Source organism: Nostoc sp. PCC 9305 (assembly GCF_963920915.1).
GTDB lineage: Bacteria > Cyanobacteriota > Cyanobacteriia > Cyanobacteriales > Nostocaceae > Nostoc.
Map to the genome: position 1 here is coordinate 1 of NZ_CAWUDN010000115.1, position 25,075 is coordinate 25,075.

At 41.8% G+C, this 25,075-nt stretch carries 16 protein-coding genes; 6 read left to right on the forward strand and 10 right to left on the reverse strand.

Translation table 11 applies throughout. The features are described from left to right. The coding region (locus ACM0OX_RS29815; protein ID WP_414518634.1) for a hypothetical protein at positions 1-345 on the reverse strand (345 nt) is incomplete at its 3' end. 6 nt (positions 346-351) lie between these two features. Beyond that, the gene (locus tag ACM0OX_RS29820) at positions 352-552 is read right to left on the reverse strand and encodes a hypothetical protein (RefSeq protein WP_251956150.1); all 201 of its coding nucleotides are present in this window, start codon (positions 550-552) and stop codon (positions 352-354) included. Positions 553-1,214: 662 nt separating this feature from the next. Between ACM0OX_RS29820 and ACM0OX_RS29825 the strand changes: the two genes are divergently transcribed. Further along, complete coding sequence (locus ACM0OX_RS29825) at positions 1,215-1,427, forward strand: hypothetical protein (RefSeq protein WP_414518635.1); 213 nt, start codon at positions 1,215-1,217, stop codon at positions 1,425-1,427. A gap of 230 nt (positions 1,428-1,657) precedes the next feature. On the opposite strand, the gene ACM0OX_RS29830 is transcribed toward ACM0OX_RS29825, so the two are convergent. The 5 genes from ACM0OX_RS29830 to topA form a co-directional block, all read right to left on the reverse strand. Beyond that, entirely contained in the window at positions 1,658-4,375 is a 2,718-nt protein-coding gene (locus ACM0OX_RS29830) for an HD family phosphohydrolase (RefSeq protein WP_414518636.1), read from the reverse strand. Positions 4,376-4,605: 230 nt separating this feature from the next. Continuing rightward, positions 4,606-5,550, reverse strand: a complete 945-nt coding sequence (locus ACM0OX_RS29835; protein WP_414518637.1) for an ADP-ribosylglycohydrolase family protein — start codon at positions 5,548-5,550, stop codon at positions 4,606-4,608. Positions 5,551-5,636: 86 nt separating this feature from the next. Next, positions 5,637-6,086, reverse strand: coding sequence for a type II 3-dehydroquinate dehydratase (gene aroQ, locus ACM0OX_RS29840; protein WP_414518646.1), 450 nt, complete (start codon positions 6,084-6,086; stop codon positions 5,637-5,639). Between the two features lie 22 nt (positions 6,087-6,108). Beyond that, the gene (locus ACM0OX_RS29845) at positions 6,109-6,249 is read right to left on the reverse strand and encodes a hypothetical protein (protein ID WP_012410890.1); all 141 of its coding nucleotides are present in this window, start codon (positions 6,247-6,249) and stop codon (positions 6,109-6,111) included. 418 nt (positions 6,250-6,667) lie between these two features. Further along, complete coding sequence (gene topA / locus ACM0OX_RS29850; RefSeq protein ID WP_414518638.1) at positions 6,668-9,319, reverse strand: type I DNA topoisomerase; 2,652 nt, start codon at positions 9,317-9,319, stop codon at positions 6,668-6,670. 445 nt (positions 9,320-9,764) lie between these two features. Between topA and ACM0OX_RS29855 the strand changes: the two genes are divergently transcribed. After that, the gene (locus ACM0OX_RS29855) at positions 9,765-10,058 is read left to right on the forward strand and encodes a hypothetical protein (protein ID WP_334844281.1); all 294 of its coding nucleotides are present in this window, start codon (positions 9,765-9,767) and stop codon (positions 10,056-10,058) included. Beyond that, on the forward strand, positions 10,045-11,142 hold the full coding sequence (locus ACM0OX_RS29860; RefSeq protein ID WP_414518639.1) for a DUF6745 domain-containing protein: 1,098 nt from the start codon (positions 10,045-10,047) through the stop codon (positions 11,140-11,142). The genes ACM0OX_RS29855 and ACM0OX_RS29860 overlap by 14 nt, the downstream gene beginning before the upstream one ends. A 123-nt stretch (positions 11,143-11,265) precedes the next feature. On the opposite strand, the gene ACM0OX_RS29865 is transcribed toward ACM0OX_RS29860, so the two are convergent. Together ACM0OX_RS29865 and ACM0OX_RS29870 are read right to left on the reverse strand one after the other, a co-directional pair. Continuing rightward, a complete protein-coding gene (locus tag ACM0OX_RS29865; RefSeq protein WP_414518640.1) occupies positions 11,266-12,345 on the reverse strand; it encodes a response regulator in 1,080 nt (359 codons plus the stop codon). 12 nt (positions 12,346-12,357) lie between these two features. Then, on the reverse strand, positions 12,358-18,144 hold the full coding sequence (locus ACM0OX_RS29870) for a PAS domain S-box protein (protein ID WP_414518641.1): 5,787 nt from the start codon (positions 18,142-18,144) through the stop codon (positions 12,358-12,360). 591 nt (positions 18,145-18,735) lie between these two features. Here ACM0OX_RS29870 and ACM0OX_RS29875 point away from each other — a divergent pair. The 3 genes from ACM0OX_RS29875 to ACM0OX_RS29885 all read left to right on the forward strand — a co-directional run bounded on the left by ACM0OX_RS29875 (position 18,736) and on the right by ACM0OX_RS29885 (position 23,456). Next, complete coding sequence (locus ACM0OX_RS29875) at positions 18,736-21,216, forward strand: PAS domain S-box protein (RefSeq protein ID WP_414518642.1); 2,481 nt, start codon at positions 18,736-18,738, stop codon at positions 21,214-21,216. Positions 21,217-21,373: 157 nt separating this feature from the next. Further along, positions 21,374-22,108 (forward strand): response regulator transcription factor, encoded by a 735-nt coding sequence (locus tag ACM0OX_RS29880; protein ID WP_414518643.1) that lies wholly within the window; start codon positions 21,374-21,376, stop codon positions 22,106-22,108. Positions 22,109-22,364: 256 nt separating this feature from the next. Beyond that, entirely contained in the window at positions 22,365-23,456 is a 1,092-nt protein-coding gene (locus ACM0OX_RS29885) for a response regulator (RefSeq protein ID WP_414518644.1), read from the forward strand. A gap of 117 nt (positions 23,457-23,573) precedes the next feature. Here the strand turns inward: ACM0OX_RS29885 and ACM0OX_RS29890 are convergent, their stop codons facing one another. Next, the gene (locus tag ACM0OX_RS29890) at positions 23,574-24,902 is read right to left on the reverse strand and encodes a dihydroorotase (protein WP_414518645.1); all 1,329 of its coding nucleotides are present in this window, start codon (positions 24,900-24,902) and stop codon (positions 23,574-23,576) included. Between the last annotated feature and the right edge of the window lie 173 nt (positions 24,903-25,075).

Here is a 25,075-nt window from a genome sequence, read left to right on the forward strand (position 1 = left end):
ATACATTTTGGCAGTTTTTGACCCCTGTTTCTTCAAGCTTTGTGAGAAATCCGGGTATAAAGTTTTGGCAGTATCATTGATTAAAGCTGATGATGTTTCAGATTTCTTTTGAACCTCCTCAATTGAAGAATTTGTTCCCCAAAGACTCTTCGATATGTAATTTATTGCCAAAGCGTGCCAAAATATTACTCCTATCAAAGTACCCCACAACATCAAAGCTAAAGTACCTGCTAGATAAGTATTGAAATTTTGACGTTTATCAGCAGGACTAATATTTGTTGTTGTTTCGCCAAACTGGGGAATGAGATTATTTAAAGAATCACTTGTTTTAGGAGTGTTTTCCATTAGCAATTACAAAATTACTAATGTTTGATCGCCACTTTTTTCATTTTTGAGTATGAGTGAATTTTCCTCATCTTCAGCATAAAGTGCAATCAGTTTTAACCCTTTTCGGATCACTTCAGACTCCGATGTGTTCATTTTTTGGGCAATTTCTTTCAGATACTCTGAATCTTTCTCACTCAAATTAACTCGAAATTTACGTGCTGACATCGTTACAATCTCCTTCTTACAAAGCCATGCAAGGATATAGGTAGACACACCATAACTGAGCAGTTGTTCACTGCCCATACCGTAGTTAAATTAACTCTCGTCATCTAAAGCGTGAGTGCCATAAGCAGTAAAAAGCTAAATTATGACTATGAGAGTGGAGAAGATATAAAAGTGTCACCCAGAAGTTGCACAGTAGTATATATACTTGGTACAATAGTGTACCTCTTTATTATCCCTATAATAACCCCTAAAGAGAATTCTTTCAATACGTTCACAAAATGCTTATATTCTTTTTGATGAATCTTAACCAAATCTTTATATACTTAAGTCGCACTTTATACATTTATTTTTGAGCATGATTTTATTTCTTCACAACAAATTGTAAACCCTGCTAGATAAGGTTTTTCCTATCTAGAAGGAAAATATTTTTTACGTAACCTTAAACATAAAATCAATGAAAATTATACTAACTATCAGACTCCAGGCATCAATGGTTATAAAAATTCAAGCCTTTTTTCTTCCGTCATAATAAATAAAGAGGACTATCTTTAGAAATAATTTTTAATTAGCCGCCAAATATCCGTATAACTCGTTAGAATAATAATAGGACGTTTTTAGTCCCTTTTAAGGGTATCTCTATAGAACATAACGAGGGGGTTATTATGACTGTTAGTGTATTTTATAACACCAGTAACGAATCAAGTGACCCTCATGTGATGTTAGATGAAGAAACTTATAGCTTAATTGAGTCTATTGGAAATAAATTGAATATTCCGACCGATCAAGTACTTGCACTAGCAATTGAACGTCTTCGAGTTGCACAGGCAACAACCGATCAATTGGAAAGACAGCTGATTGAAATATTAACTGGATAATGTTTGTATAATTTGATAATCATAAAAATTTTCTTGATTTGATATTTTAAATAGTTTTTGTATATTTAATTCAGGAGAATAGTGACAATTAAATTGAATATTGTAGCAATAGTATTCAATGCAATTTAAATTAATTATTATCTGTGCTTTTAAATTGAAAGTAGTTAAAAAGCCCCTCTATATAGTTATGGAGGGACTTTTTAATGGGAGTGTTCGCATCCTTAGCAAGATTACAAATTCCGCACAGCACTACTAGCCTTCAATTTTGGATAAGCAATCCGTTTGTGATGAAATTGCTGCCAAACATCCACAAATATCTGGGCAATTTGTGACATCTCTTCCCGTTTTAGTCCTGAATCAACGAGTTGATTGTCTTGCCACTTAGCACGTAGAATATTATTCAGCATTGCTAAAGCTTGTTCAGTGGAGACATCTTTAACCGATCGCTTCTCTCCCACAGATTTAGCTGATGCTTGCAGCGATCGCAGCGCCGCTTCGCAAGAATCTGCTAACATGACAATTCCGGTTTCCCGTGATTGGGGAATTGGCCCATCGTAGCGAAAGTCTGCGTCGTCTACAGTTAAACTTGGATCTGACTGAGCCATTTGCTGGGCTTGGTGATGGAAATAAGCAATCAGCATCGTTCCCTGATGCTCTGGAATAAAAGCTTGAATCGCCGTAGGTAAAAGGTGTTTACGCGCCATTACTAACCCTTCAGTTACGTGCTTTTTGATAATTTCTGCACTCTTCCAAGGATCTTTAATCTCTGTATCGTGTTTATTTGGCCCCCCCATTTGATTTTCAATAAAGCCAAGAGGGTCGTGCATTTTGCCAATATCGTGATATAATGTTCCAGCCCTGACTAGTTCAACATTGCATCCTAATTCTTTGGCAGCAGCTTCAGCAAGAGTAGCCACAAGCAGCGTATGTTGAAAAGTTCCAGGAGTTTCAGTAGCAAGTCGTTTTAATAGGGGGCGGTTAGGGTTCGCCAGTTCTGCTAGGCGAATTGGGGTAACTAAATCAAAAACTTTTTCTAGATAAGGACTTAAACCCAAGGCGACAACACTCCAGCCTAAGCCGGATAAAGCAAATAATCCCGCTTCTTGGAAGACAATATACCAGGTTGAACCAAATATTTGACCAATTAAGATTTTAACAAAAAGGTAAATGCCGCCTTGAGTTAAGGCGATCGCAACGCCTAATAAAGCCAACTCTTCACGCGATCGCAATCGTTGGGCAATGTAACTACCTAATATTCCTCCCCCAACACCAGCTAAAAGCGCAGCCTTGCTCATATCCAAACTAATGCCTAATATCGGCCACAGCAGGCCGACAACTGTCAACCCCAAAGTGGGCCCATAAAAGCTTCCCAACAATAAACCAAGGGCGCTCCAGGTGGTATAGGGCAATCCGATGACGATTACTCCTGGCACACTCAGAGTTAGCAATAACACCAATAGGCGATCGCGTTGTCGCAATTCGTAATCAATATGGCGTTCTACCCAGACAAAAATGCCAATAGCGATCGCAATCACGCCTCCTAACTTCACCAACTCCTGCCACTTTACCTCCCGGCGAATCAGGCGATAATGCTCCAGCACCTCAAAGTTCCATGCAGTAATCTGCGCTCCTTTTTTAACAATCACCTCACCATACCGTACCTTCACCATCACGGGTGGCACACCAGCCGCCGCCTTTTGAGCATTTTGTCTGGTTTGTTCTTCATCTTGTTGCAGATTCGGCTTGAGTACAGCTAACAACAGATTTTTTGCCAAAGTTTCAGCGGATTCTGGTACAAAAGTCTGTAATTGTAAACTCACCGCATCTTGCAAGATATTTTTTGGCAGTCCCTGTGGGATGCCTTGCGTGAGAATCCGCTCTATACTTTGATGGATTCCCATTTGGGTTTTTTCCCATTCCACATCTGATAAATCCAAAAGTAGAGATTCTTCATATACTGCTTCGCGGCTAACAGTCTCTAACTTTAAAAGTTTGGCAGTGGCTTGGATATATCTTTGACGGGTTTGGGAAATTTCGGCAATCACTAAGGACAAGCTTTTCTCAGAAGTTGTGAGGCGGTAAGATTCTAGTTCTGCTACAGCTTGAGTAAAATCAGTGTTTTGAGAAAAATCTACTGGCTCTGTCTTTTCTAGACTCTGGGAATCAGATTTAGATGTGATGCGCGGCTGGCGTTTCTGATTGGGTGCAGCTATGAATGATGGACGGGATGAAGCGGTGTTTTGTCCAATTCCCTTCTGCTGCTGATTTTTACTATTTTCTACAGCCAATAGCAGTGCTTGCCATTCCGACTCAGAACAAGAGCGGAGGTAACGTTGGGTAGAGATGGATAAAACTACAGGATCAAAAAAAGGAAAAGCTCCAGCAACAGCGCGAATTTCGTTGCCATCATCTAGAAGTTGTTGCAAATTTTCGTTGATTTTTTCGTTGATTCGCGCATCAAGCATCAACACCTGTAAGGAGCTTGTGCTGACGGCTTTGCGCTCGGCTTCGGTTTTTTTCTGATCTTCGATGCTAGCTGTGTAAGGCGCTGTAATCGTTTGGGGCGCAGGATGTCCTACTTGGAGTTGAGTCTGATTGTATAATTTATGCCCAATAATACCTGTGAGGGACACTACAGCGATCGCTAAAATCACCGAGTAACGCTGTTTATATGCCCAATCTAAACCAACTGTATAAATACTACTCTTAGTTTTAACCGATTTTGCCTTTGACCTTAGCGCTCTTTCTTGTTTTCGGCGTTCGTTTTTCTCATTGGTTTTTGATAAAAACAGGAATAAATTCTTGAGCATAGTCCTTAAAAGTTCCCTTCTATGGGTTTTACCTTTAGGACTTCTCATTAACTTTCCCTTACGGCGTAGTGTTGTGTACTGTCGCCGCCAGTGAGTCAATTGCTGGTTCAAGAACTGCAAAAATTTATGCATTTTCATTATCTCTGCCTGTAATTGCCAACTTTGATAGTTCAAAAAAAGACAATCATCAGGAAAGTTCGATCTGCTGCGGCTGCAAGTCGGTGGCGGGGGCTTTTTTATTGCTGATTTGCCACAATAGCTAGCTACAGAATCAGTCCAAGGGTTTACTGAAAAATTCTAGTATATGAGACTAATACACTTTGGCGGAAGTTTGCCTACCTTTAACCCCTTATCTGGTTAATTTAAGATTAACGCGACCGAATAACGCGAGGAGCTGCGTAAACTGAAAGCGGAGCCACCTCACATTCTTCCTCTGTTAACTCTTTTGGGTTTAAGGTAAGATTATACACTCCTGACCACACCCCCACAAATGCATCGGTCAATTCTAACATTTGGGAAAAGCTAGTTAGTCCCCATACTGGAGAATTGCTCTGCAAGAGCAAGACTTGCCAATTAACGGGAATTCCGCCTGTACCGTTATATGCTCCCGATAAAGCACCAGTAATTGCACCTATAGCCTGTGAGCTTAGAAGCGTAGCATCTTGCACTTGAGGATTGTCATTGTGAGTAGCCTGTAAAAGTGTCAGGCGAAAGTCTTCCAAGGTACTCAAAAAGCAGTAAAATGCCATAGCAATGATGTTACTGAGTTTTTCTTCCTTAGCAAACTCAGCTTGCGTCGTTGATAATCCGGCTCCTTGCTCTAATAAATTCTGGACTCTTAATAATTTTTTTGGTATTGATGTCGGTGTTTCTCCGATAAAAGAAATTGTTTGGGGGATAAGAGTTAGAGGGTCAAGTTTTTCAGTAAGGGCAAGAGCGATCGCATATCCTACTGCTAGTGTTCCATCCCTGACAACTGGATCGTTCTCCCAGATTTTCAGTACACGTAGCAAGTTTTGTCGGAGCTTAATTGGATTTTCGTGAAAAAAAAGTGCTACTGGTAATGTGGCAATAATTGTTTTTATCGAAATGTCATCAGTTGCTACTAAATGAGGAGATTCTTCTTGCTGACGCTCTATCCAATCATCTAAATCTAATCTACCCAACGCAATCAAACTCTGGATACCCAGAACCGCCATTCTGCCTAAATCTAGGGAACTCTCAAACTGTACTTTACCACCAGGAGCTAAACTTCCCCCCAGTAATGCTCCGAGTAAAGTTCCTTTAAACCGACTTATAGGAGAGTAACGCATAAATTATGTAGTTAAAAGTGAGGAGTTAATGAAATATTACTAATTCCTAACTTTACTACCAACTACCAATTCCTAACTTCTAACTCCTAACTCCTAACTCTTAAATGATCTATCAAAGCTTGTAAGCCCAATAAGTAACTTTGAACGCCAAAACCACTTATTTGCCCGATCGCAACTGGGGCGATATAAGAATGATGGCGAAATTCTTCCCGGCGGTAAATGTTACTTAGATGTACTTCCACGGTGGGCAAATTAACAGCAGCGATCGCATCTCGCAATGCCACACTTGTATGGGTATACGCTCCGGCATTAATCAGAATTCCCTGATGTTGCCCTAACGCACCATGAATAGTATCTACCAAAATTCCTTCATGATTTGACTGTAAAGGAAAAACTTTCGCCTGTAATTTGAATGCTTCTTCTTCTAACAGGCGGTTAATTTCAGCTAGGGTCAAAGAACCATAAATTCCTGGTTCTCGCTGTCCTAGTAAATTTAAGTTTGGCCCATGCAGTGCCAGAATACTTAAGGGTTGCAACGTCGGGTTTACCACTGCGGGGTTAGTGGCGACGGCGCGAGCGATCGTTCACAGGAATCGGAATCAGTTCCGGTTCCGGTTCAGCCTCTGGCCCTAATAGGCTTTCAATTAGCCTACGAGCTAATTCCTTAAGCTTTTCCAGCACCTTTTCTATATAGTCCATGAACTGACCGCTCCTGAGATACTACCTCAATTTTTGATTAACAGGTACGCAGAAAAAAACATACTTTCGCACCTCTGGCTTCCAATCGGGCTGATACACAATCCCGCATTTGGGACATAAGCCACTTCTAAAATTTAGCGTTGTGTTTTCCCTTACTTTTTAGAGTATCACACTTGAACCTACTGAACTGTATCCTATCAAGGATGGATATCAAGGGTCAAGAGTTAAAAATCGGACTTTAGATAGACTATTGAGTAGGAATTTTAGATTTTAGATTTTGGATTAAGAGAATTTTGAGATTCATGCCTCGCGCGTTATGAGCGAAATAAATCTCAAAGACGCTCCTTCTCGGCGAGACGCTGCGCGAACGTCGCTAACGCTAGGGTAAATCTAAAATCCAAAATTGTTTGGCTTGTCACTAGCCTTCTGTACCCTTTTTCTTTGCAGCGGTCGTTGAGGATTTAGCTGTTGACTTAGATTTGGAAGTCGTTGATTTACTCGTTTTCCGAGTCGATTTTCCGGTCGATGTCTTAGCTGCCAACAAACTCAGCGCCGCCGCCAGGGTTACATCTTCTACCGTTTGACCTTCTGGGATACTTACATTAGTTTTGCCATGCTTGATGTAAGGGCCATAGGGGCCATCGTAGATGTTAATTGTTTCCCCATCCTCTGGATGCGTACCCAATTCGCGTAAGGCTGCCTTAGACTTGCTGTTGCTGGAACTGCGCCCCTTTTTTGGTTCGGATAACAATTCCAATGCACGTTCTAGGCTAATTGTCAATACATTATCAGCAGCTTTCAGCGAGCGGTAGTCTTTTCCTTCCTTACCCTGGTCGTGAACCACATAAGGGCCAAAGCGTCCCAAACTTGCTTGGATTTTGCCGCCAGTAACTGGATGAACTCCTAATGTCCGGGGTAGTGCCAACAGACCAACAGCCATTTCCAGGGTAACGGTTTCTGGGGTGACACCTTTGAGTAGGGAGGCTTGTTTCGGTTTGGGGTTTTCGTCAGTTTTGTCACCCAATTGCACATAAGGCCCGTAAGCACCAATTTTTACATAAATTGGTTCGCCAGTTTCGGGATGGCGGCCTACCTGGTCAGGGCCGGTGATTTTTTGCCGCAGCAATACTTCTACCTGTTTGGGGTCGAGGTCAGCTGGCGTTAGGTCTTTGGGAATTGAGGCGGTGATAACTCCTTCACCATTTTCGACTTCAATATAAGGGCCATATTTACCAATGCGGACTTTGGCATCTAGATTCTCAAGTTCTACAGTCCTCGCTTTGGTGGCATCAATTTGACTTTCCCGTTCTTTTACCAGGGTTTCTAGCCCTTTATCTCCCAGATAGAATTGCTGCAAGTATGGCAGCCATTTCGCTTCACCTGTGGCAATGTCATCAAGGGTTTGCTCCATCTTTGAGGTGAAACTGGGGTCAACAATGTCTGGGAAATGTTTTTCCAGCAAGTCGGTGACGGCGAAAGCGGTAAAGGTGGGAATGAGAGCATTAGTCACCAAATGGGCATAACCCTTGTCGATGATTGTGCCAATGATGCTGGCGTAGGTACTGGGACGACCGATACCTTCGCTTTCTAATGTTTTCACCAAAGAAGCTTCGGTGTACCTAGCTGGCGGTTGGGTTTCGTGCCCAACAGCTTCTAGCTCTGTACAATTTGGACGATCGCCCACTTTCAGATTCGGCAAAATTACTTCCTGGTCTTCCAGTGCTGCTTCTGGGTCGTCTGAACCTTCCACGTAGGCACGTAAGTATCCGGGAAATTCAATCCGTTTGCCAGAAGAACGGAATCCAGCATCCTCGACTTGCAATTGCACAGTAATTTGAGTTTGCCGGGAATCAGCCATTTGACAAGCGACAGTACGCTTCCAAATTAAATCGTAGATAGCAAGTTCTCGACCGCCCAAAGCAGTTTCTTGAGGGGTGCGGAAGGTGCTACCGGCTGGACGAATTGCTTCGTGCGCCTCTTGTGCGCCTTTGGATTTGGTGGTGTATTGCCGGGGTTGGGGACTGAGGTATTGTTGACCGTAGAGCTTTTCTACAGAACTCCGAGCAGCTGCGATCGCTTGATCTGACAAATGCACCGAATCTGTCCGCATATAGGTAATATACCCTTGCTCGTACAAATTCTGGGCAACCCGCATTGTGTCACGGGCTGAGAGACGCAGTTTCCGGTTAGATTCTTGTTGCAACGTCGAGGTGGTGAACGGTGGCGACGGTTTGCGCGTCACAGGGCGTTCTTCGATGTCGTTAACATTCCAGGTTTTCCCAGTTAGGCGTTCCTTGAGGGCTACCGCTTGTTCTTCGTTGAGCAACAAGACATTGCGACCTGCGGTAATTTCTCCGGTCGTTGCGTCAAAATCGCTGCCGTTAGCGATTTTGGTTCCTGCTAATGTTACCAGTTGGGCTGCAAAGGGGGTTTTTTCCTTTGACAAACTAGCTTTCAAATCCCAGTATGTACCCTCATGGAAAGCGCGGCGTTGGCGTTCCCTAGTGACTAAAAGCCGCACGGCTACAGATTGCACTCGCCCAGCAGATAATCCCCAGGCGATTTTTTTCCACAGCAATGGAGACAGGGTATAGCCCACTAGTCGATCTAAAATCCGCCGCGTTTCTTGGGCGCGAACCAACTGCTCATCAATATTGCGGCAGTTTTTCAGAGCTTTTTTGATCGCCTCTTGGGTAATTTCGTGAAACACCATCCGCTTAGTCGGAACTTTCGGCTTCAGCAATTGGTATAAATGCCAACTAATGCTTTCACCTTCCCGGTCTTCGTCCGTTGCCAGAATCAGTTCATCTACATCTTTGAGGGCATCTTTGAGCTGGGTGACAATTTTCTTTTTGTCTTTTGGGACAACATATACCGGTTCAAAGTCGGCGTCCACATTTACCCCTAGCTGCGCCCATGATTCCCCTTTGACGGCAGCAGGAATTTCACTAGCCGACTGGGGTAGGTCACGCACATGACCCATAGACGCCTCCACCCGATAGCCTGCTGGCAGGTAGTTGCGAATGGTACGAGCTTTGGTTGGAGATTCGACGATGACGAGAGTTGACATGGAAATTTCAATAAAAAGAAGAGCTAGTAAGCTAAACAGTCAAATTGAGGTAATTTTTGCAAATTGTCAAGATAAATGGTCACGCTTAGAGCAGTGATTTAATCCTCACATAAACTGCCTGCTTGGGAGAAAATCCGCTGAACTTAATGCCCAGTCTGTCCCAGAGGATAAATGAGGGTAGGCTGGGTCTGAATTTCCAGCTATTTCAATCTTTAACTTATCTAACGCATAATTGGCGACTACAGTTTTCAAAATATTCTTTAATTGGGGAATCGGGAATGGGGAATGGGGGGACAAGGGGACAAGGGGGAATTATTTAACAAGTCTCTACCTTGTCTCTTCTCCATACCCAATGCCCCACTCTCATAAAGCTTGTGCCAAAATTAAATCAAACTTGAGAGCAAAAGCGAAGTGGGATTTGTACCCATGTCAGGAAAGCAAAACCATGAAACCAATTCGTCAGGGTGATGTTATCTTACTACCTGTGCAGCAGGTTGAAGGACAAAAAATACCTCATTTAACTTTGGCAGAAGGCGAAGTTACAGGGCATAAGCATCGCATTACTGATGGAAACGCCGAATTATACGAGAAAGATAGCACACTCTACTTGCGTGTGTTTTCAGAGTCGGCATTGCTTGCCCATGAGGAGCATAAAGCTATTTCTATTCCCCAAGGTGACTGGATGGTGAAAATTCAGCGAGAATACGAGCCTGAAGGTTGGCGTTATGTCGCTGATTGAAAAGTTAACGCCTGAGCAAGAGGCTTTGATTCCAGTTTATCGGGAAAAGTGGAGAGCGATCGCGCTTTCAACTGAGCGAATTGATCGTGAAAAAGCGGCGGAAGCGGTCAAAGCTACTTATGTTTTGATTGGTATGGAAGAACCTGAGATAGTTTTTTATGATAGCCCGAATGCTGCTTTGATAATTACTTTAAGCAAATTATCACAAGAACTTGGTAGCGATTGGGATGGTTTCGATCTGTGGGGGGAATTAGGTATTTATGAACTACCGCCTGCAAACGTATGTAACGACCTAGAGGATGAATTATATAAACAAATTGATGACGAACTTGATTTTCTACTGAGGTTTGAATTAAAAACAAAACTAGAGATTAGTATAAATAATTGTAACCATTGCTGGGAATTGTGGAGCGAATTAGACAGACAATTGGAAAGTCAACTACAACTTGAAGTGGAAAATGCCAAGGATGACTGCATTCACTATGAAATATTAGCTTGCGGTGCAAGTTTAAATGATTTTTGTATTTCGGTTTTGGATTGTGTATACGATCCAGTGAAATGGAATTCCTTTGAGTCAGTAGTCAAAGAGTGCGGCTGGATTTTCGCAGGTAAAAATATTTGTATTGTCTGCGATCGCCCCCTTCACCTGCGCTTCGACAATCAAAATCGCCTCCACGCTGAAGGCGAACCCGCCATTGAATTTACCGATGGATATAGCCTATATTCCTACCACGGCGTAACCTTACCTGAAAAATACGGTAAAATTTACCCACAACAATGGCAAGCTGAATGGCTTTTATCAGAGAAAAACGCCGAACTACGCCGAGTATTAATTGAGGGTATCGGTTACGCAAGAATTTGCGAAGAATTGCAAGCTATTGAATTAGATAATTGGCATGAATATACATTATTAAAAATTGATAACAATGTGGATATCGAACCAATTTATTTATTAAAAATGACTTGCCCTAGTACAGGGTTTATTCATGCCTTGCGAGTTCCACCAAATATAAACTCAGCGCGTGAAGCAATTTGCTGGGTAAATTGGGGAATTGATCCAGAAGAATTTGGTGTGCAAACATAATTACTTAAAGGACTTCCCCATTTATAAATTGTTCAAAAAGGTAATGACAATCCATTCATGCTAGATGTCACATTAGCAGAAAGAGCATACTATAATTCTTAAATGCAGTAACTTGAGAGTTAATTATTCATTTTTGAGTAGTACAGTGAAGATACTACCATTTGGATAATTATCTTCGACGGTAATTGTACCAGAATGTGCGTCGATCGCCATTTTGCAGAAAGCCAATCCTAAACCAATTTGCGAAACTTCTGGTATCGGAGTTCCAATTTCATACTTATCAAAAATGATTTGTCGTAACTCCAGACTTACTCCAGAACCAGAATCAGCGACTTGCACTTTTACACCACCTGCTGCTAAATACTCTCCCCGTAGGGTAACTTGAGACTTGGACGGGGAGAACTTAATGGCATTGGAGAGCAAATTATCCAGTACTCGACGAAAGATAACTGCATCTACTGCAACAATGCCACCAGGTTCGGGTAGTTCGCGTATCAGAGTCAGGTTCTTTTGATTTGCGATCGCCTCAATATCTGCCAATGCTGACATACACAGCGCACAAAGGTCTACTTCTGTGTAGTTTAGAAGCATTTTTCCAGATTCCAGCTTTGCCATGATCAGCAAGCTATCGATCAACGATTGCAGTTGTTGTCCAGCAACTAAAATTTGCTCGATTTTGCCTTGCTGTTGTTCAGGTGACAAACTTGACAACCGCAGAATCTCTGCGCCTAAAACAATACTGGTAAGTGGATTTCGCAGATCGTGCACAATCATGTTTACCATGTCTTCTCGCAGTTTGAGCAATACTTGCATACTGTCGTACTGCTGCTTAATCCTTAACATGGAATGAACTCTGGCTCGTAATTCCACACCATTAACGGGTTTACTAATGAAATCATCTGCACCCGTCGCCAGACATCGAGCCAAATCTTCTTTATCGGTTAATGCTGTCACCATAATAATCGGCACTGCTTGCCATTGTGGATCGGCTTTGATGCGTCGGCAGACTTCCATCCCATCAAGATCGGGCATCATCACATCTAATAAAATCAGATCGGGCTGAAAACTATCGAGGCGGTTTAGAGCTTGTTGACCACTAGGAGCGTAGTATAACTGGTAGTTTTCACCATCCAGCAAGGTTTCAATAACATCAAAGTTATCGGGTTCATCATCGATCGCTAAAATAGAGGGTTGACTATCCATCGAGAATTTCCGCTACCTTTCTAAAAATTGTTGAATTGTGGTTACAAGCTGTTTAAGTTTTACGGGTTTGGTCAAATATTCGTTAGCTCCAGCTGCTAAACAAGTTTCGCGATCGCCGGGCATAGCTAATGCCGTTAGTGCAATTATGGGAATATGCACAAATTGTGGTTCGTTACGGATGTGGCGGATTGCTTCCAACCCATCCATTCCCGGCATTTGAATGTCCATCACAATTAAGTCGGGGCGTTGAACTCTCACAAGATCGATAGCTTGTTGTCCATTATTTGCCAAAATCAGATGATACCCTCGACTTTCAAGATAGGCAGACATCGTATCAATATTTGGTTGATGATCTTCTGCCAGCAAAATCAAAGGATTCTCTAGAAAGACTTCTGGCACTACAATTAGATTTGGTGAGTCTGAACGGGCAGGATATTGTAGTTTCTCTATAGTTGCCTGAAGTTGAGCGCGGGTAATGGGTTTGACCAGATATTCAAACGCTCCCTGAGCCAGTCCTTTGCTGTGTTCATCCACGACTGAAATGATGATCGTTGGAATATCTTTGGTTTTTGGGTTGGTCTTGAGTTGATTTAGCACCTCCCAACCCGATAGGTTCGGTAGTTGCAGATCGAGAATGATTAGAGCAGGTTGAACTCGCAGCACTTCTTCTACGGCTCCTTCTCCCTGGGGATAAATGGTAGATTGCATTCCCATCTCGCTGAAGTAACGAGTAATCTGATCGGCTGCCGCCACAGAATCTTCGATAATCAAAACTTGAGCATTTTCAACAAGTAAGGGATAGCTGGGTAATGAAGTAGTTACCTGCGTTCTTAGAAGATTGTCGCTGCTATGGTAGGGAATGCGGACGGTAAAACAACTTCCCTTTCCAACTTCACTGCTAACTAAGACGGTTCCTCCATGTAGGGTAATAATCTTTTGTACCAGTGCCAAACCTAGACCGGTGCCACTGTATTGGCGATTGAGGCTGCTGTCAAGTTGGATAAAAGACTGAAACAGCTTGCCAATTTCTTCAGGGGCGATACCGATGCCAGTGTCAGTGATACGGAAGCAAATATCTGGGGAAGATGAGGAAGACAAGGCAGAATTTACTTCCCCTGCTCCCCCTGCTCCTCTGCCCCTCTGCTCCTCTGCTCCTCTGCTCCCTTGCTCCCCTGCCCCCTCCAGCCGGACTTCTAGCGTTACACATCCCCGTTCTGGCGTAAATTTGACAGCGTTACTTAGCAGGTTGATGAGTACCTGACGCAGGCGGCGATCGTCTACTTGGATGCTGTCAATATTGTCAGAAATATGAGTACTAAGACGAATACTTTTTTTCAAAGCCATCTGTTTGACAAAGGCAAGGCTGGTATCACACAGGCTCCTAACAGAAACATCACTTAGTTGCAGTTCCAGTTTGCCAGATTCGATTTTAGACAAGTCTAGAATGTCGTTGATTAGTTCTAGTAAATGTCTGCCACTGCGCTCAATAGTGGCGATCGCTTTTGCTTGTCTTTCATTAATGGAGCCAAACACACTTTCTTGTAAGCCCTCTGACATACCCAAAATCGCATTGAGAGGTGTTCGCAGTTCATGGCTCATGTTTGCGAGAAATTCATCTTTGAGGCGAGTGGCGCGGGCAAGTTCCATATTGGCGTTAGCAAGCTGCTCATTCGTTTGCCGCAATTGTGCTTCGGCTTGTTTGCGTTCTGTGATATCTTCGTGAGATACCAGTATGCCAATCACCTCTCCTGCGCTATTAGTTAGGGGAACCTTATTAGTTCGCAGCCAGAGTTGTTCGCCATTAGCCCCTTCAAATGGTTCCTCATAGCCTAGTTTAGGTGTTCGAGTGTTCATCACCATCATATCGTCTGCACAGTAGAGGTGTGCCAACTTTGCCCAAGGTAATTCAAAGTCGGTCTTGCCGATAATTTCATCGGCTGTCAGTTGAGAATGGTGGATAAATGCTGGATTGCAGCCGATAAACCTCGATTGGCGGTCTTTCCAAAAAACACGTTGCGGAAATGTATCTAGTACCGTTTGCAGCATTTTACGTGATTCTTCTAGTTCTTGCGCGGTCTGTTTGCGTTCGCGGATATCAAATAGGGTGGTGCGGCTGTATAGATAGTCACCCTTAGCATCCTTGACAGCAGTAGCACTTACCAGCATGGGGAAAACTGTGCCATCTTTACAAACCATGTCAAATTCCAAATCCTTCACCGAACCCTGCTTTTTGAAGCGAGGATAGTTTTGTGCGAAGGACAAGCGACTGGCTTGGGTGAAAAAATTCAGCACAGGTTGGCCAATCATTTCCTCACGGGTATAACCCAACCATTGCAGTTCAGTCTCGTTGACCTTGAGCAATCGGCCTTCGCTGTCGAGGGAATGATAGCCACAGGGAGCATTATTGTATAAATCTTCGACCTCATGGGCATATTTCGCCAATGCCTCTTGTGCCTCTTTCCGTTCGCTGATATCAGCGATCCGTACTAGATTCATGGTGCGTCCGGCTACAGTAATTGGCTTGGCTGCAATGTTTCCCCAGAAAATTTTACCCTGAAGAGTAATATATTCAATCTCTAGGCTCCAGACACCTTTTGACTGCATATCTCTGACGATCGCATCTGTTTCGCTGGCAGTGAATGGACGCAGTTGGAGTGTCTGACCATTGATACTGACTAATTCAGCTTTGTCAACCGCCTCAAACAGTTCCACTGCCCGCCGATTGCAATCTAGAGTGAGCAGGGTTTGCGGATCGACCAGAAAGATGGCATCAGCAGATTCGTTAAAAATTGCTTCTCGTAAATCCCGATTGTGGATGAGTTCTTGTTCGGCTTGTTTGCGTTCGAGTAGCGCGGCTTGCCGTTCGCTAATATCATAGTTAACCCCAATCATCCGTACAGGTTCACCCTGCTGGTCACGCTTGAGAATGCCGTAGCCTTTAAGATAACGAATTTCTCTACTTGGTTGAACGATGCGGAACTCGACATTATATTCTTGATTTCCTTGTATAACTTGCTCCATAGTTTCCAGCAGATAGGGGCGATCTTCCGGGTATAGGCAGTTAAACCAAGCATCAAAAGAACCGTTAAAATCAGTTTTATTCACTCCATACAGTTCGTACATACGATCGTCCCAAATCTGCCTTGCTTGGACGAAATCATATTCCCAAATACCAAATCCTCCAGAGCTGATTGCTATGGTTAGCCGTTCGGAGAGATGATGCAGCTGTTCTTCTACTTGTTTGCGTTCGCTAATATCTGTCAATGTGCCAATGTAGCCGATAATAGTGTCGTTAGTGTTGATTTCGGGTAGCACTTGGACATAGAACCAGTTGATGCTGCCATCTGGGCGTAGATGTCTGCCCTCACTCTGATAGAATTCCCTTGGATTAACACGTTCTTGCTCAAATTTTAGAGACCATTCCCTTCCCAAACGCTCGGCGTCTTCTGGGTGCAAAGCCTGTAACCAACCCATCCCCAATGCTGCCTGTGTTGGTCTACCAGTCATCTCACTCCAGCGATCGTTAGCATAGATGCAGTTACCAAAGCCATCCAGTCGGAAAATAGCTACAGGAGCCGCTTCTGCCAAATTTGCATAACGGAGTTCGCTGTCTCGAAGGGCTGTCTCTACTTGTTTTTGCTGGGTAATATCTTTGGCAATACTCAAAAATCCGATATTCTGTCCTTCTAGATCCTGGAGAATTTTTACTGACAGAAATACAGGGAAACGAGAGCCATCTTTGCGAATGTAAGTCCATTCGTTTTCATAGGTGCTTCCGTCTTGAGTGACGATAGTAAAAAAATCCCTACCGGGTGCAATTTCCCTACCAAATTCTAACGAGAGTTCTGCTGCTCGTTGTTTGAGTTCCTCTGGGTCGTGAAATGTAGTTGGATTTATTTGCTGAACAACCTCATGTGCTGTGTAGCCTAACATTTTCTGAGCAGCTGCATTGAAAATTTGGATGCCATTTGAGTTATTAAAAATAATGGCATAGTCAGTACCATCTAAAATAGCTTGTTGCAAATTAGCGATCGCTAATAATTGAGCTTCTGCCTGTTTGCGCTGTGTAATGTTAATATGGCAACCAATCATCCGCAGAGGATTGCCGTCTCGATCCCAGGCAATGACCCGACCGGAACAAATCACCCAAACGGTAGAACCATCCTTATGTCGATATCTCACCTCATTGTAAAAGGGGATTTGTCCGCGACTTTGGACGTGTTGCTCAAAAAGTTGCAGAACACCTGGTAAATCCTCTGGAAAAATCAGGCGTTGCCAGCTCTCTGGTGTATTTGGCAACTCACGATCTTCATAGCCGAACATCTGCTTGAAGGTTAAGCTCAAGTACTCCTGATTGCCAGGAATATCCCAGTCCCAGTAACCTGCTAGGACTACTTCGAGAATTTGCTCCAGAAGACGTAATTCAATTTGCAGCATCTGGGCACGCCGCCGCTCTTCCTCTGAGAGCTTGCGTTCTGTGATATCTATTAGCACTCCCAGCATTCGCAGCAATTGTCCGGTTGCGTCGTAAACTCCCCGTCCTTTTGCCGATACCCAGTGAATACTGCCATCTTGCCAGACAACTCGATATTCCACAGCATAATCGGTTTGGGTGGCGATCGCTTGCCTCAGTTCCGACTCAACCCATTCTCGATCCTCTGGATGTAATTGATTGAGCCACTTTTCATAAGTCCAGTTCACATCACTCAGATCGGAACCAAAACAGCGAATTGCATTCTCGCTAGCAAATATTTGATGGGTGATTGGGTTCCACTCCCAATAGCCAATACCAGTAAAATTCAGGGTCAGTTTGAGTTTCTCTTTGCTAGCTTTTAGGGCTGCTTCTGTCCGTTGGCGTTCTGCTAGTTCTGCCTGTAATTGCTGATATGCACTTCCCTGTTGAATGGCGATCGCTATTTGCACCGCTAATTGATCCAACAAATCTAGTTCTACTGATTGCCAATGACGAGGCGCACTACATTGGTGAGCAATTAATAATCCCCATAATTGCTCTTTGACCAAAATGGGTACTACCAGATTAGCTTTGACTTCAAATTGTTCTAGAAGCTGCAAATGACAATTTGTTAAACCAGCCTGATGAATATCGTCAATTGCTCGTTTTTTTCCTTGGCGATAGTCACTTCCGGCTCCCTGTTGAAAACAGGTGTCCAAAATCTGCTGTCCCAAAGCCACAGTCCAACCTGGAAGCACTGACTCCGCCTTAATTGTGCCGCTCATATCCGGCTGAAATTGAAAAACAAGTACTCGGTCTACTTTCAAAAACTGCCGTACTTCTGTTGCTATAGTACGCAGAATCTCTTCTAGTTTCAGAGACTGACGAATCCGTAAGGCGATCGCAGCAATTAGTTGTTGTTGTTCCCGACTTTGTTCTAACTGTCGAGCCAAATCCATCCGTTCAATGGCATGATGAATTGCACCTTGAAGAACTTCAGGTGTAAGTTTCTTTTTAACGAGATAATCTTCTACACCACTTTTCATGCCACGGACAGCAGTAATTTTATCCCCTTGTTCTGTCAGCATAATCACAGCAGTTTGGGTATTATGGCATTCCCGAAACTGTTGAATAAACTTCAGCCCATCGCCATCGAGTAACAAAAAATTCAGCAAAATGACATCTGGTGTCTCCTGTTGACACCATTTCAGTGCTGGCATTCCCGTCTCAAATTCCAAAAAGCGGTAGGTATACAGGCTGTCTTGCTCCAAAAAGCGACGATATGCTTCCCGATCTTCAGCGCAATCATCAATCAGCAGGATTGTGAGGCAAGAAGGATGACTCATAAGTTAAAAATACAAACGCGATCGCGTTTCAAAAAAATTATAGCTCGATATCACCGTGTTAATAGCTTGATGTAAACCGAATCACACTTGGACAAGAAGAATATAGAACAGGCAAAATACCTGAGATATTTTTATATTGCCCATCAGCACGATGTCTTGCTCAAATACCTGAAAATTTTTGCACTTTAATCGCTTTACGACTAGGTGTTATAAACGAGTGGAATTCGCAATTTTACCTAAACACCTCCTCAGAGCTTCAGTAAATTTGCAGTCTTCAAAATTCATCCATTAATAGCCGCCAGAATAACGCTCAAACCTCTGTTTTGTAGTGATTTTTATCATCAGCTAGATTGTTTTAAAGTTTTACATTATCGATTTTATTGGCTTGTTCTGTAGCCTTCTTCTATAAAATCTCCTCTATCCTACGGACAATTTAGAGTTGCAACTCAGTATTTGTTCAGCAATTACAAATAGCCATTCAAGTAAATACTCTCAATTTAATCAGAAAAAAAATCCTGTTTTTCCTCGATTACATTTTCATTTAAATTCTGAATAATAAATTTATTACAAACAATAATTATTAGAAATGATTTGTTTGTATCCAGTTCAGTATCTGGAAAATTTCATGACATTACTGAAAGTCGAAAAGCACAAGAGGAACTCCAACAGACTCGCAACTTTTTACAGTCGATGATCAATAATCTGCCTGTAGCAGTTTTTGTTAAAGATGCCAAACCAGAAAGTTTTGGGACAGTCAAGCTCTGGAATCATACCTGCGAAAATATTTTTGGTATTACAGCAGAGCAGGCTATTGGCAAAACAAATTACGAATTGCTCCCGAAGGAACAAGCAGACTTTTTGTGTCAAAAAGACCTAGAAAGTTTTGCTAGCGGCGTACCTCAAGATATTTCTGAAGAACCTATTGACAGTCCTACTTTTGGCAGAAGAATTTTACATACGACTAAAATTCCTTTGTATGATAAAAACCAACAACCCGAATATCTGTTGTGTATTTCCGAGGACATTACAGAATATAAACGAGCAGAAAAAAATCTACAACAAGCAAAAGAGCAATTACAAACGGTTTTAGATGCAGTACCTGGGTTTGTTTCTTGGGTAAATGATGATGGATATTATTTAGGGGTTAATCGCCATTTAGCTGAAAGTTTTAACTTGACTCCCGATGCTTTTGTTGGTCAAGAATTGGGCTTTATGGAAAACAGCCCGGAATTTACAGAATTTATGCATGAGTTTTTAGATAGGGAAGATAGAGCAGATTCTAAGGTTATTGATGTCCAAATTAATGGTAAAATATGCAATTATTTGCTCGTAGCTCAAAAATATCAACAAAACACAGCCGCCGTTGCCATCGGAATCGATATTACAAAACGCAAACAAGCTGAAACAGCCTTACAAAGTTTGATAGAAAGTACAGCTTCTACGACTGGACGTGATTTTTTCCCAGCATTAGTTGAGCATATTTCTTCGACTTTAGATGTCCGTAACACCTTAGTAAGTGAGTTAATTGATGAGCAAGCTCATACTTTAGGATTTTGGTCTGATGGGCAGTTACAACCCAATATTTGCTATGACCCAAAATCAACTATATGTGAAACTTTGCTCAAGCAAGGAGTTTATCACTGTAGTTCGATAATTCAGCAACTTTTTCCTAATGCGAAAAGATTAGCTGCTATGGAAGCTGAAAGTTCTATGGGAGTTATTTTGAGTGATGATTTTGGTCAACCAATTGGCTCACTATGCATAGTAGATGATAAACCCATACCTGACCAACATAAATTTGAAGGAATTCTCAAAGTATTTGCAGCTAGAGCATCTGCTGAACTGCAAAGACAACGAGCGCAAGAAGCTCTACAAAAACTCAATCAAGATTTAGAAGTCAGGGTTAGGCAACGCACTTTAGACTTACAACAAAGTGAGGCAGAACTTAGAGCTATTTTTAATCAAGCAGCAGTGGGAATTAAACTAGAAACTTTAGATGGACATTTTGTTAAAGTTAATCAAAAGTTGTGTGAAATTTTAGGCTATAGCCAAGAAGAAATCCTCAAGAAAAACTTTAGAGATATCACACATCCAGAAGATATACAAATCCATCTAAATCAGTTACAAAAATTAATATCAGGAAAGGTAGAAACATTCTCGATTGAGAAGCGCTATTTACATAAAAATGCTGATGTAATTTGGATAAATTTAACGGGTTCTCTAATTCGAGATCCGCTTGGTAAACCTATTTATACGATTGGTGTAGTTAAAGATATACGCGAGCGTAAACAAGCTGAAGAAAATATTTGTAAGGCTTTAGTAAAAGAAAAAGAACTCAGTGAGTTGAAATCTCGTTTCATTTCTATGACCTCCCACGAGTTCCGAACTCCTTTAGCTGTGATTGCTTCCTCTGCTGGAATCTTAAAAAGCTTTAGCCATAAACTAGATGAACAACAAAAGCATAAACATCTCCAGTGCATTGAGACTTATGTGCAACATACTACTCAACTATTAGATGATATTTTGCTAATTAATAAGGCTGAAGCTGGAAAATTGGCATTTGAACCAACTTGCATTAATTTAATTAGCTTATGTCGTTCTTTGGTAGAGGAAATTCAACTCAGTTCTCCCAAACATACCCTAACCTTTTTTCCTCAGTATTTGAGTAATACATCAACAGACGATCCCTTTATGGCTTGTATAGACAAGAAGCTTTTGCGACAAATATTGAGCAATTTGCTTTCAAACGCTGTCAAATACTCGCCAGATAGTAGCAATATTCAAATTGATTTATTAGTTCAAGATGAAAGCGCAGTTTTTCTAATTCAAGATGAGGGTATTGGTATTTTACCAGAGGATCAACAGAAGTTATTTGAACCATTCTACCGAGCGAGTAATGTTGGTAATACGCCAGGAAGTGGATTAGGTTTGGCAATAGTCAACAACTGTATAGACCTTCATAAAGGAAGAATTACTTTCACTAGCCAGATCGGAGTGGGTACGACTTTTAGGGTAGAACTGCCACTGATTATAGGTGAGTTCCTCAATGAAAAATATCTAATGTGTTATTAGTAAATAATTTTAGGGAACAATAAACTGCGGGGGATTGTTTGGAATTGAATGTAAATTTCCAAGTTGATAAGCTGAATAATCAGTTCTAAGAACTGTATTTGCTGCGTCTGTATATCTCACAAAACTGCCTAGTAAAAATCATTATTAGAAGAAGCCAATGAACAAAAAGATATTAGTAATTGAAGATGAAGCCCAAATCTGTTCAAATATTCAACAGATTTTAAGTTTCTCCGATTTTAATACTATTACTGCAAATAATGGTTTAGAAGGATTACGACTTGCTAAAACAGAACAACCAGACCTTATCTGTTGTGACGTTATGATGCCTGAACTTGACGGTTACGGTGTACTGACAGCCTTACGCCAAGACCCAGTAACTGAATCTATCCCAGTCATTTTTCTGACTGCAAAAGTAGACCGTGGTGACTTACGCCAAGGTATGGAATTAGGAGCCGATGATTACCTGACAAAACCTTTCTCTATGGACGAACTTTTGAAGGCAATTCAGGTCAGATTAGATCGGGTAGAAAAACCAGCTTTAATCAAACAACAATACGAACAAGAACATCAAAAAAATACCAAGTTGAAGCAGGAGATAGAGATAAATTCACAAAAACTGCAAGAGAGCCAACACCTAGCAGAAATATGCAACGAGGTTTTACAAAAGCTTTTACAAGATTTAGGGAATCCGCTTTCAAATATGAATATGGCAATCTATATGCTGAAAAAAGCTCAATCAGATGTTGAGCGCGATCGCTACTTGAGTATCCTACAACAAGAGTATGCAAGAGAAATGATGTTGTTGAATGAAATGAAGAATTTACAAACATTATTAACCCCAGAAAATGCCAAAATTTTGCAAAATTTTAATTTGCTTAACCATAGCAAATAGTATATCTGCGCAACAAATATATTGAAATACTTCAGCGTTTTTACTTAGGTCATGAATATGATTATACGGTATTATTGACAATTAATTTTTCTTGTTTAGCAAGATAAGCTTTGTGTGGATATAGCGTTTCCTAAGCAACTGAAGTACACCCAAATCTTGTTTACCAAGGTTAGTAGCTGTGGAAACGTATCTCACTAGGTCGGAAATTGCTAGACCAATAATATAAAATTGATACTTTTATCTTTACTAATCATAAATGAACACAATTTTAATTATAGAAGACGAACCCCAAGTCAGGGGAAACATTCAAGAAATTTTACAGCTTTCTGATTTTGAAACTTTGATAGCTGCAAACGGTAAGATTGGATTAGAAATTGCTCAAGCAAAATTACCAGATTTAATTATCTGTGACATTATGATGCCTGAATTAGACGGCTATAGCGTGCTGTCTGCTTTACGTAAAAATGAAGCAACTATCAATATTCCTTTAATATTTGTTACTGCTAAAGCAGAGCGTTCAGATTTTCGTCAGGGAATGGATTTTGGGGCTGATGATTATTTGACTAAACCATTTACTCCTGAAGAACTACTCAATGCGATCGCTTCTCGTCTTGATAAACACGCTTTGGTTGAGCGCCAAACTCAAGCAAAGCTAGACGAACTCAGAATGAATATTGCTCACTCATTACCTCACGAACTGAATACGCCTTTAAATGGTATTCTCGGTATGTCACAATTGTTAATAGAAAGTTGTGGCGTCATGACTGACTCTGAAGAAGTTGAAATTGCTGAATTAATTTACACATCTGCAAATCGCTTGAATGCACTAGTTCAAAGGTTTTTATTGTATAGCAATCTGGAATTAATAACTAAAAGTCCCGAAAAAACTCGTCAAATTAAAGAAATAAAAGGTAGATGTCTTGCTGAGAAAATTATTAGTGAAGTTGCTCTCAAAAAAGCTATAGAAAACTCTAGACAAAAAGATTTAAAGCTAGATATCCAAGAATCTACAGTACAATTACCACAAGAAGATTTGAGTATTCTGATTGAAGAATTACTAGAGAATTCTTTTAAGTTTTCTTTACCAAGCAGTGAAATAAAAGTTATGAGTAAGAGAGAAGGTAATAAATTTAATTTATATGTAATCGATAATGGCAAAGGTATGGCAATTGAAGAGATTAACAAAATTGGAGCTTTTGTACAATTTAATCGAAAGTCATGGGAGCAACAAGGCTCTGGCTTAGGACTGGCTATTGTTCAGCATATAGTTAAATTATATGGTGGTGAATTTACAATCGATAGCATTCCTGAGAAAGGAACTATTGTAAGTGTTAGTTTGCCTTGCTAGGGGATGCTGACAAATATAACTACAGTAAAATATAAATTTACAAAATAGTAATTCAGGCAGTAAGGGGAACCTATCTTAATCTTTTAGAAGATTAGTTATAGTTTTAAGTACGCTTTTTCAACACCAAGTTTGCACAACATGACCCTTCAACTGTTGTCCTAACCAAGGTGTGTTTTGGGAAAGTGTATAAAGACTTTTACGTTCGACTTTCCAGGTTTTCTGGGGATCAAATAAAGTAAGTTCCGCTGGTTGATGAGGTAGAATTGCACTTACTTTTTGCCCTAAACACTCTGCTGGATTGGTACTCAATGCCCGCCATAATTCTAAAGCTGTAAATTCCTCAGTTTCAACAAGATATTGCCACAGCAAAGGTAATGCTAGCTCTAAACCAATTGCCCCAGCTGGTGCTTCGGCAAAGGCTTGGACTTTTTCTTCGTAGCTGTATGGTGTGTGATCGATAGCGATCGCATCAATTACACCCGCACGTACCCCTGCACGCAACGCCGCCATATCACGAGGAGTCCCTAAAGGCGGGTCTAAATGCAAGCTGGTGTGATAACTTTTAACTGCTTTGGTATCAAGTAAAAGGTGCATCCAGGTGGTGCTAGCGGTGATGGGTAAACCAGCCGCTTTAGCTGAGGCGATTAATTCCACGCTGCGAGCTGTAGAGACACGCATGATATGGACTGGTGTGCCGATGGTTGCCACCAATTCCAGCATAGCTGCGATCGCAGTTGTTTCAGCGCTGGCGGGGATTGGGGGTAAACCAAAACGCAGAGCATCTGTCCCTTCTCTCATTACACCATTTGCTGTTAACTGGCGATCGCTAGGCCAAAATGCGACTGGTTTACCCAATGGCTGGAGATACTCTAACACTCTCCGCACCAGCGCCAAATTTTCTAAAGGTTTACCATCAGTAAAACCCACAACTCCAGCAGACGCTAAATCTGCCAATTCCGTCATCTGCTTCCCAGCAACGTCTAGGGTGATAGCACCCCAGAGATGGAGCAGGGGAGCAGGGGAGCAGGGGAGCAGGGGAGACAAACTCTTTTCTGCCTCTGGGCCCCTCTGCCCCTCTGCCCCTCTGCCCCTCTGCCCCTCTGCCCTCTTCTGCTGCAACTGTGCCACAAGTGCAGGGTTATCAATAACTGGGGATGTATCGGGTAAAATGCTAACTCTAGTAAAGCCACCAGCAGCAGCAGCTTGTAAGAAAGACGAGAGGGTTTCCCGTTCTTCAAAGCCAGGTTCGCCAGAGTGGCTGTACAAATCGACTAATCCAGGGCCGAGAACTAATCCCTGACAATCTCTGATTTGAGTATCGGAACTGATGTCAGAAATGTGCGAAGCCACTTCTCGGATATAACCATCAGCAATCAGCACATCAAAGAGTTCGTCGATTTCAGAAACAGGGTCAATCACTCGTACTTTTTGCAGCAGTTCAGTCATAAAAGTTTTTAGTTATGAGTTAAGAATAAAGTTAGGAGTTAGGAGTTATGAGTTAAGAATAAAGTTAGGAGTTATGAGTTATGAGTTATGAGTTAGGAGTTAGGAGTTAGGAGTTAGGAGTTAGGAGTTAGGAGTTAGGAGTTAGGAGTTAGGAGTTAGGAGTTAGGAGTTAG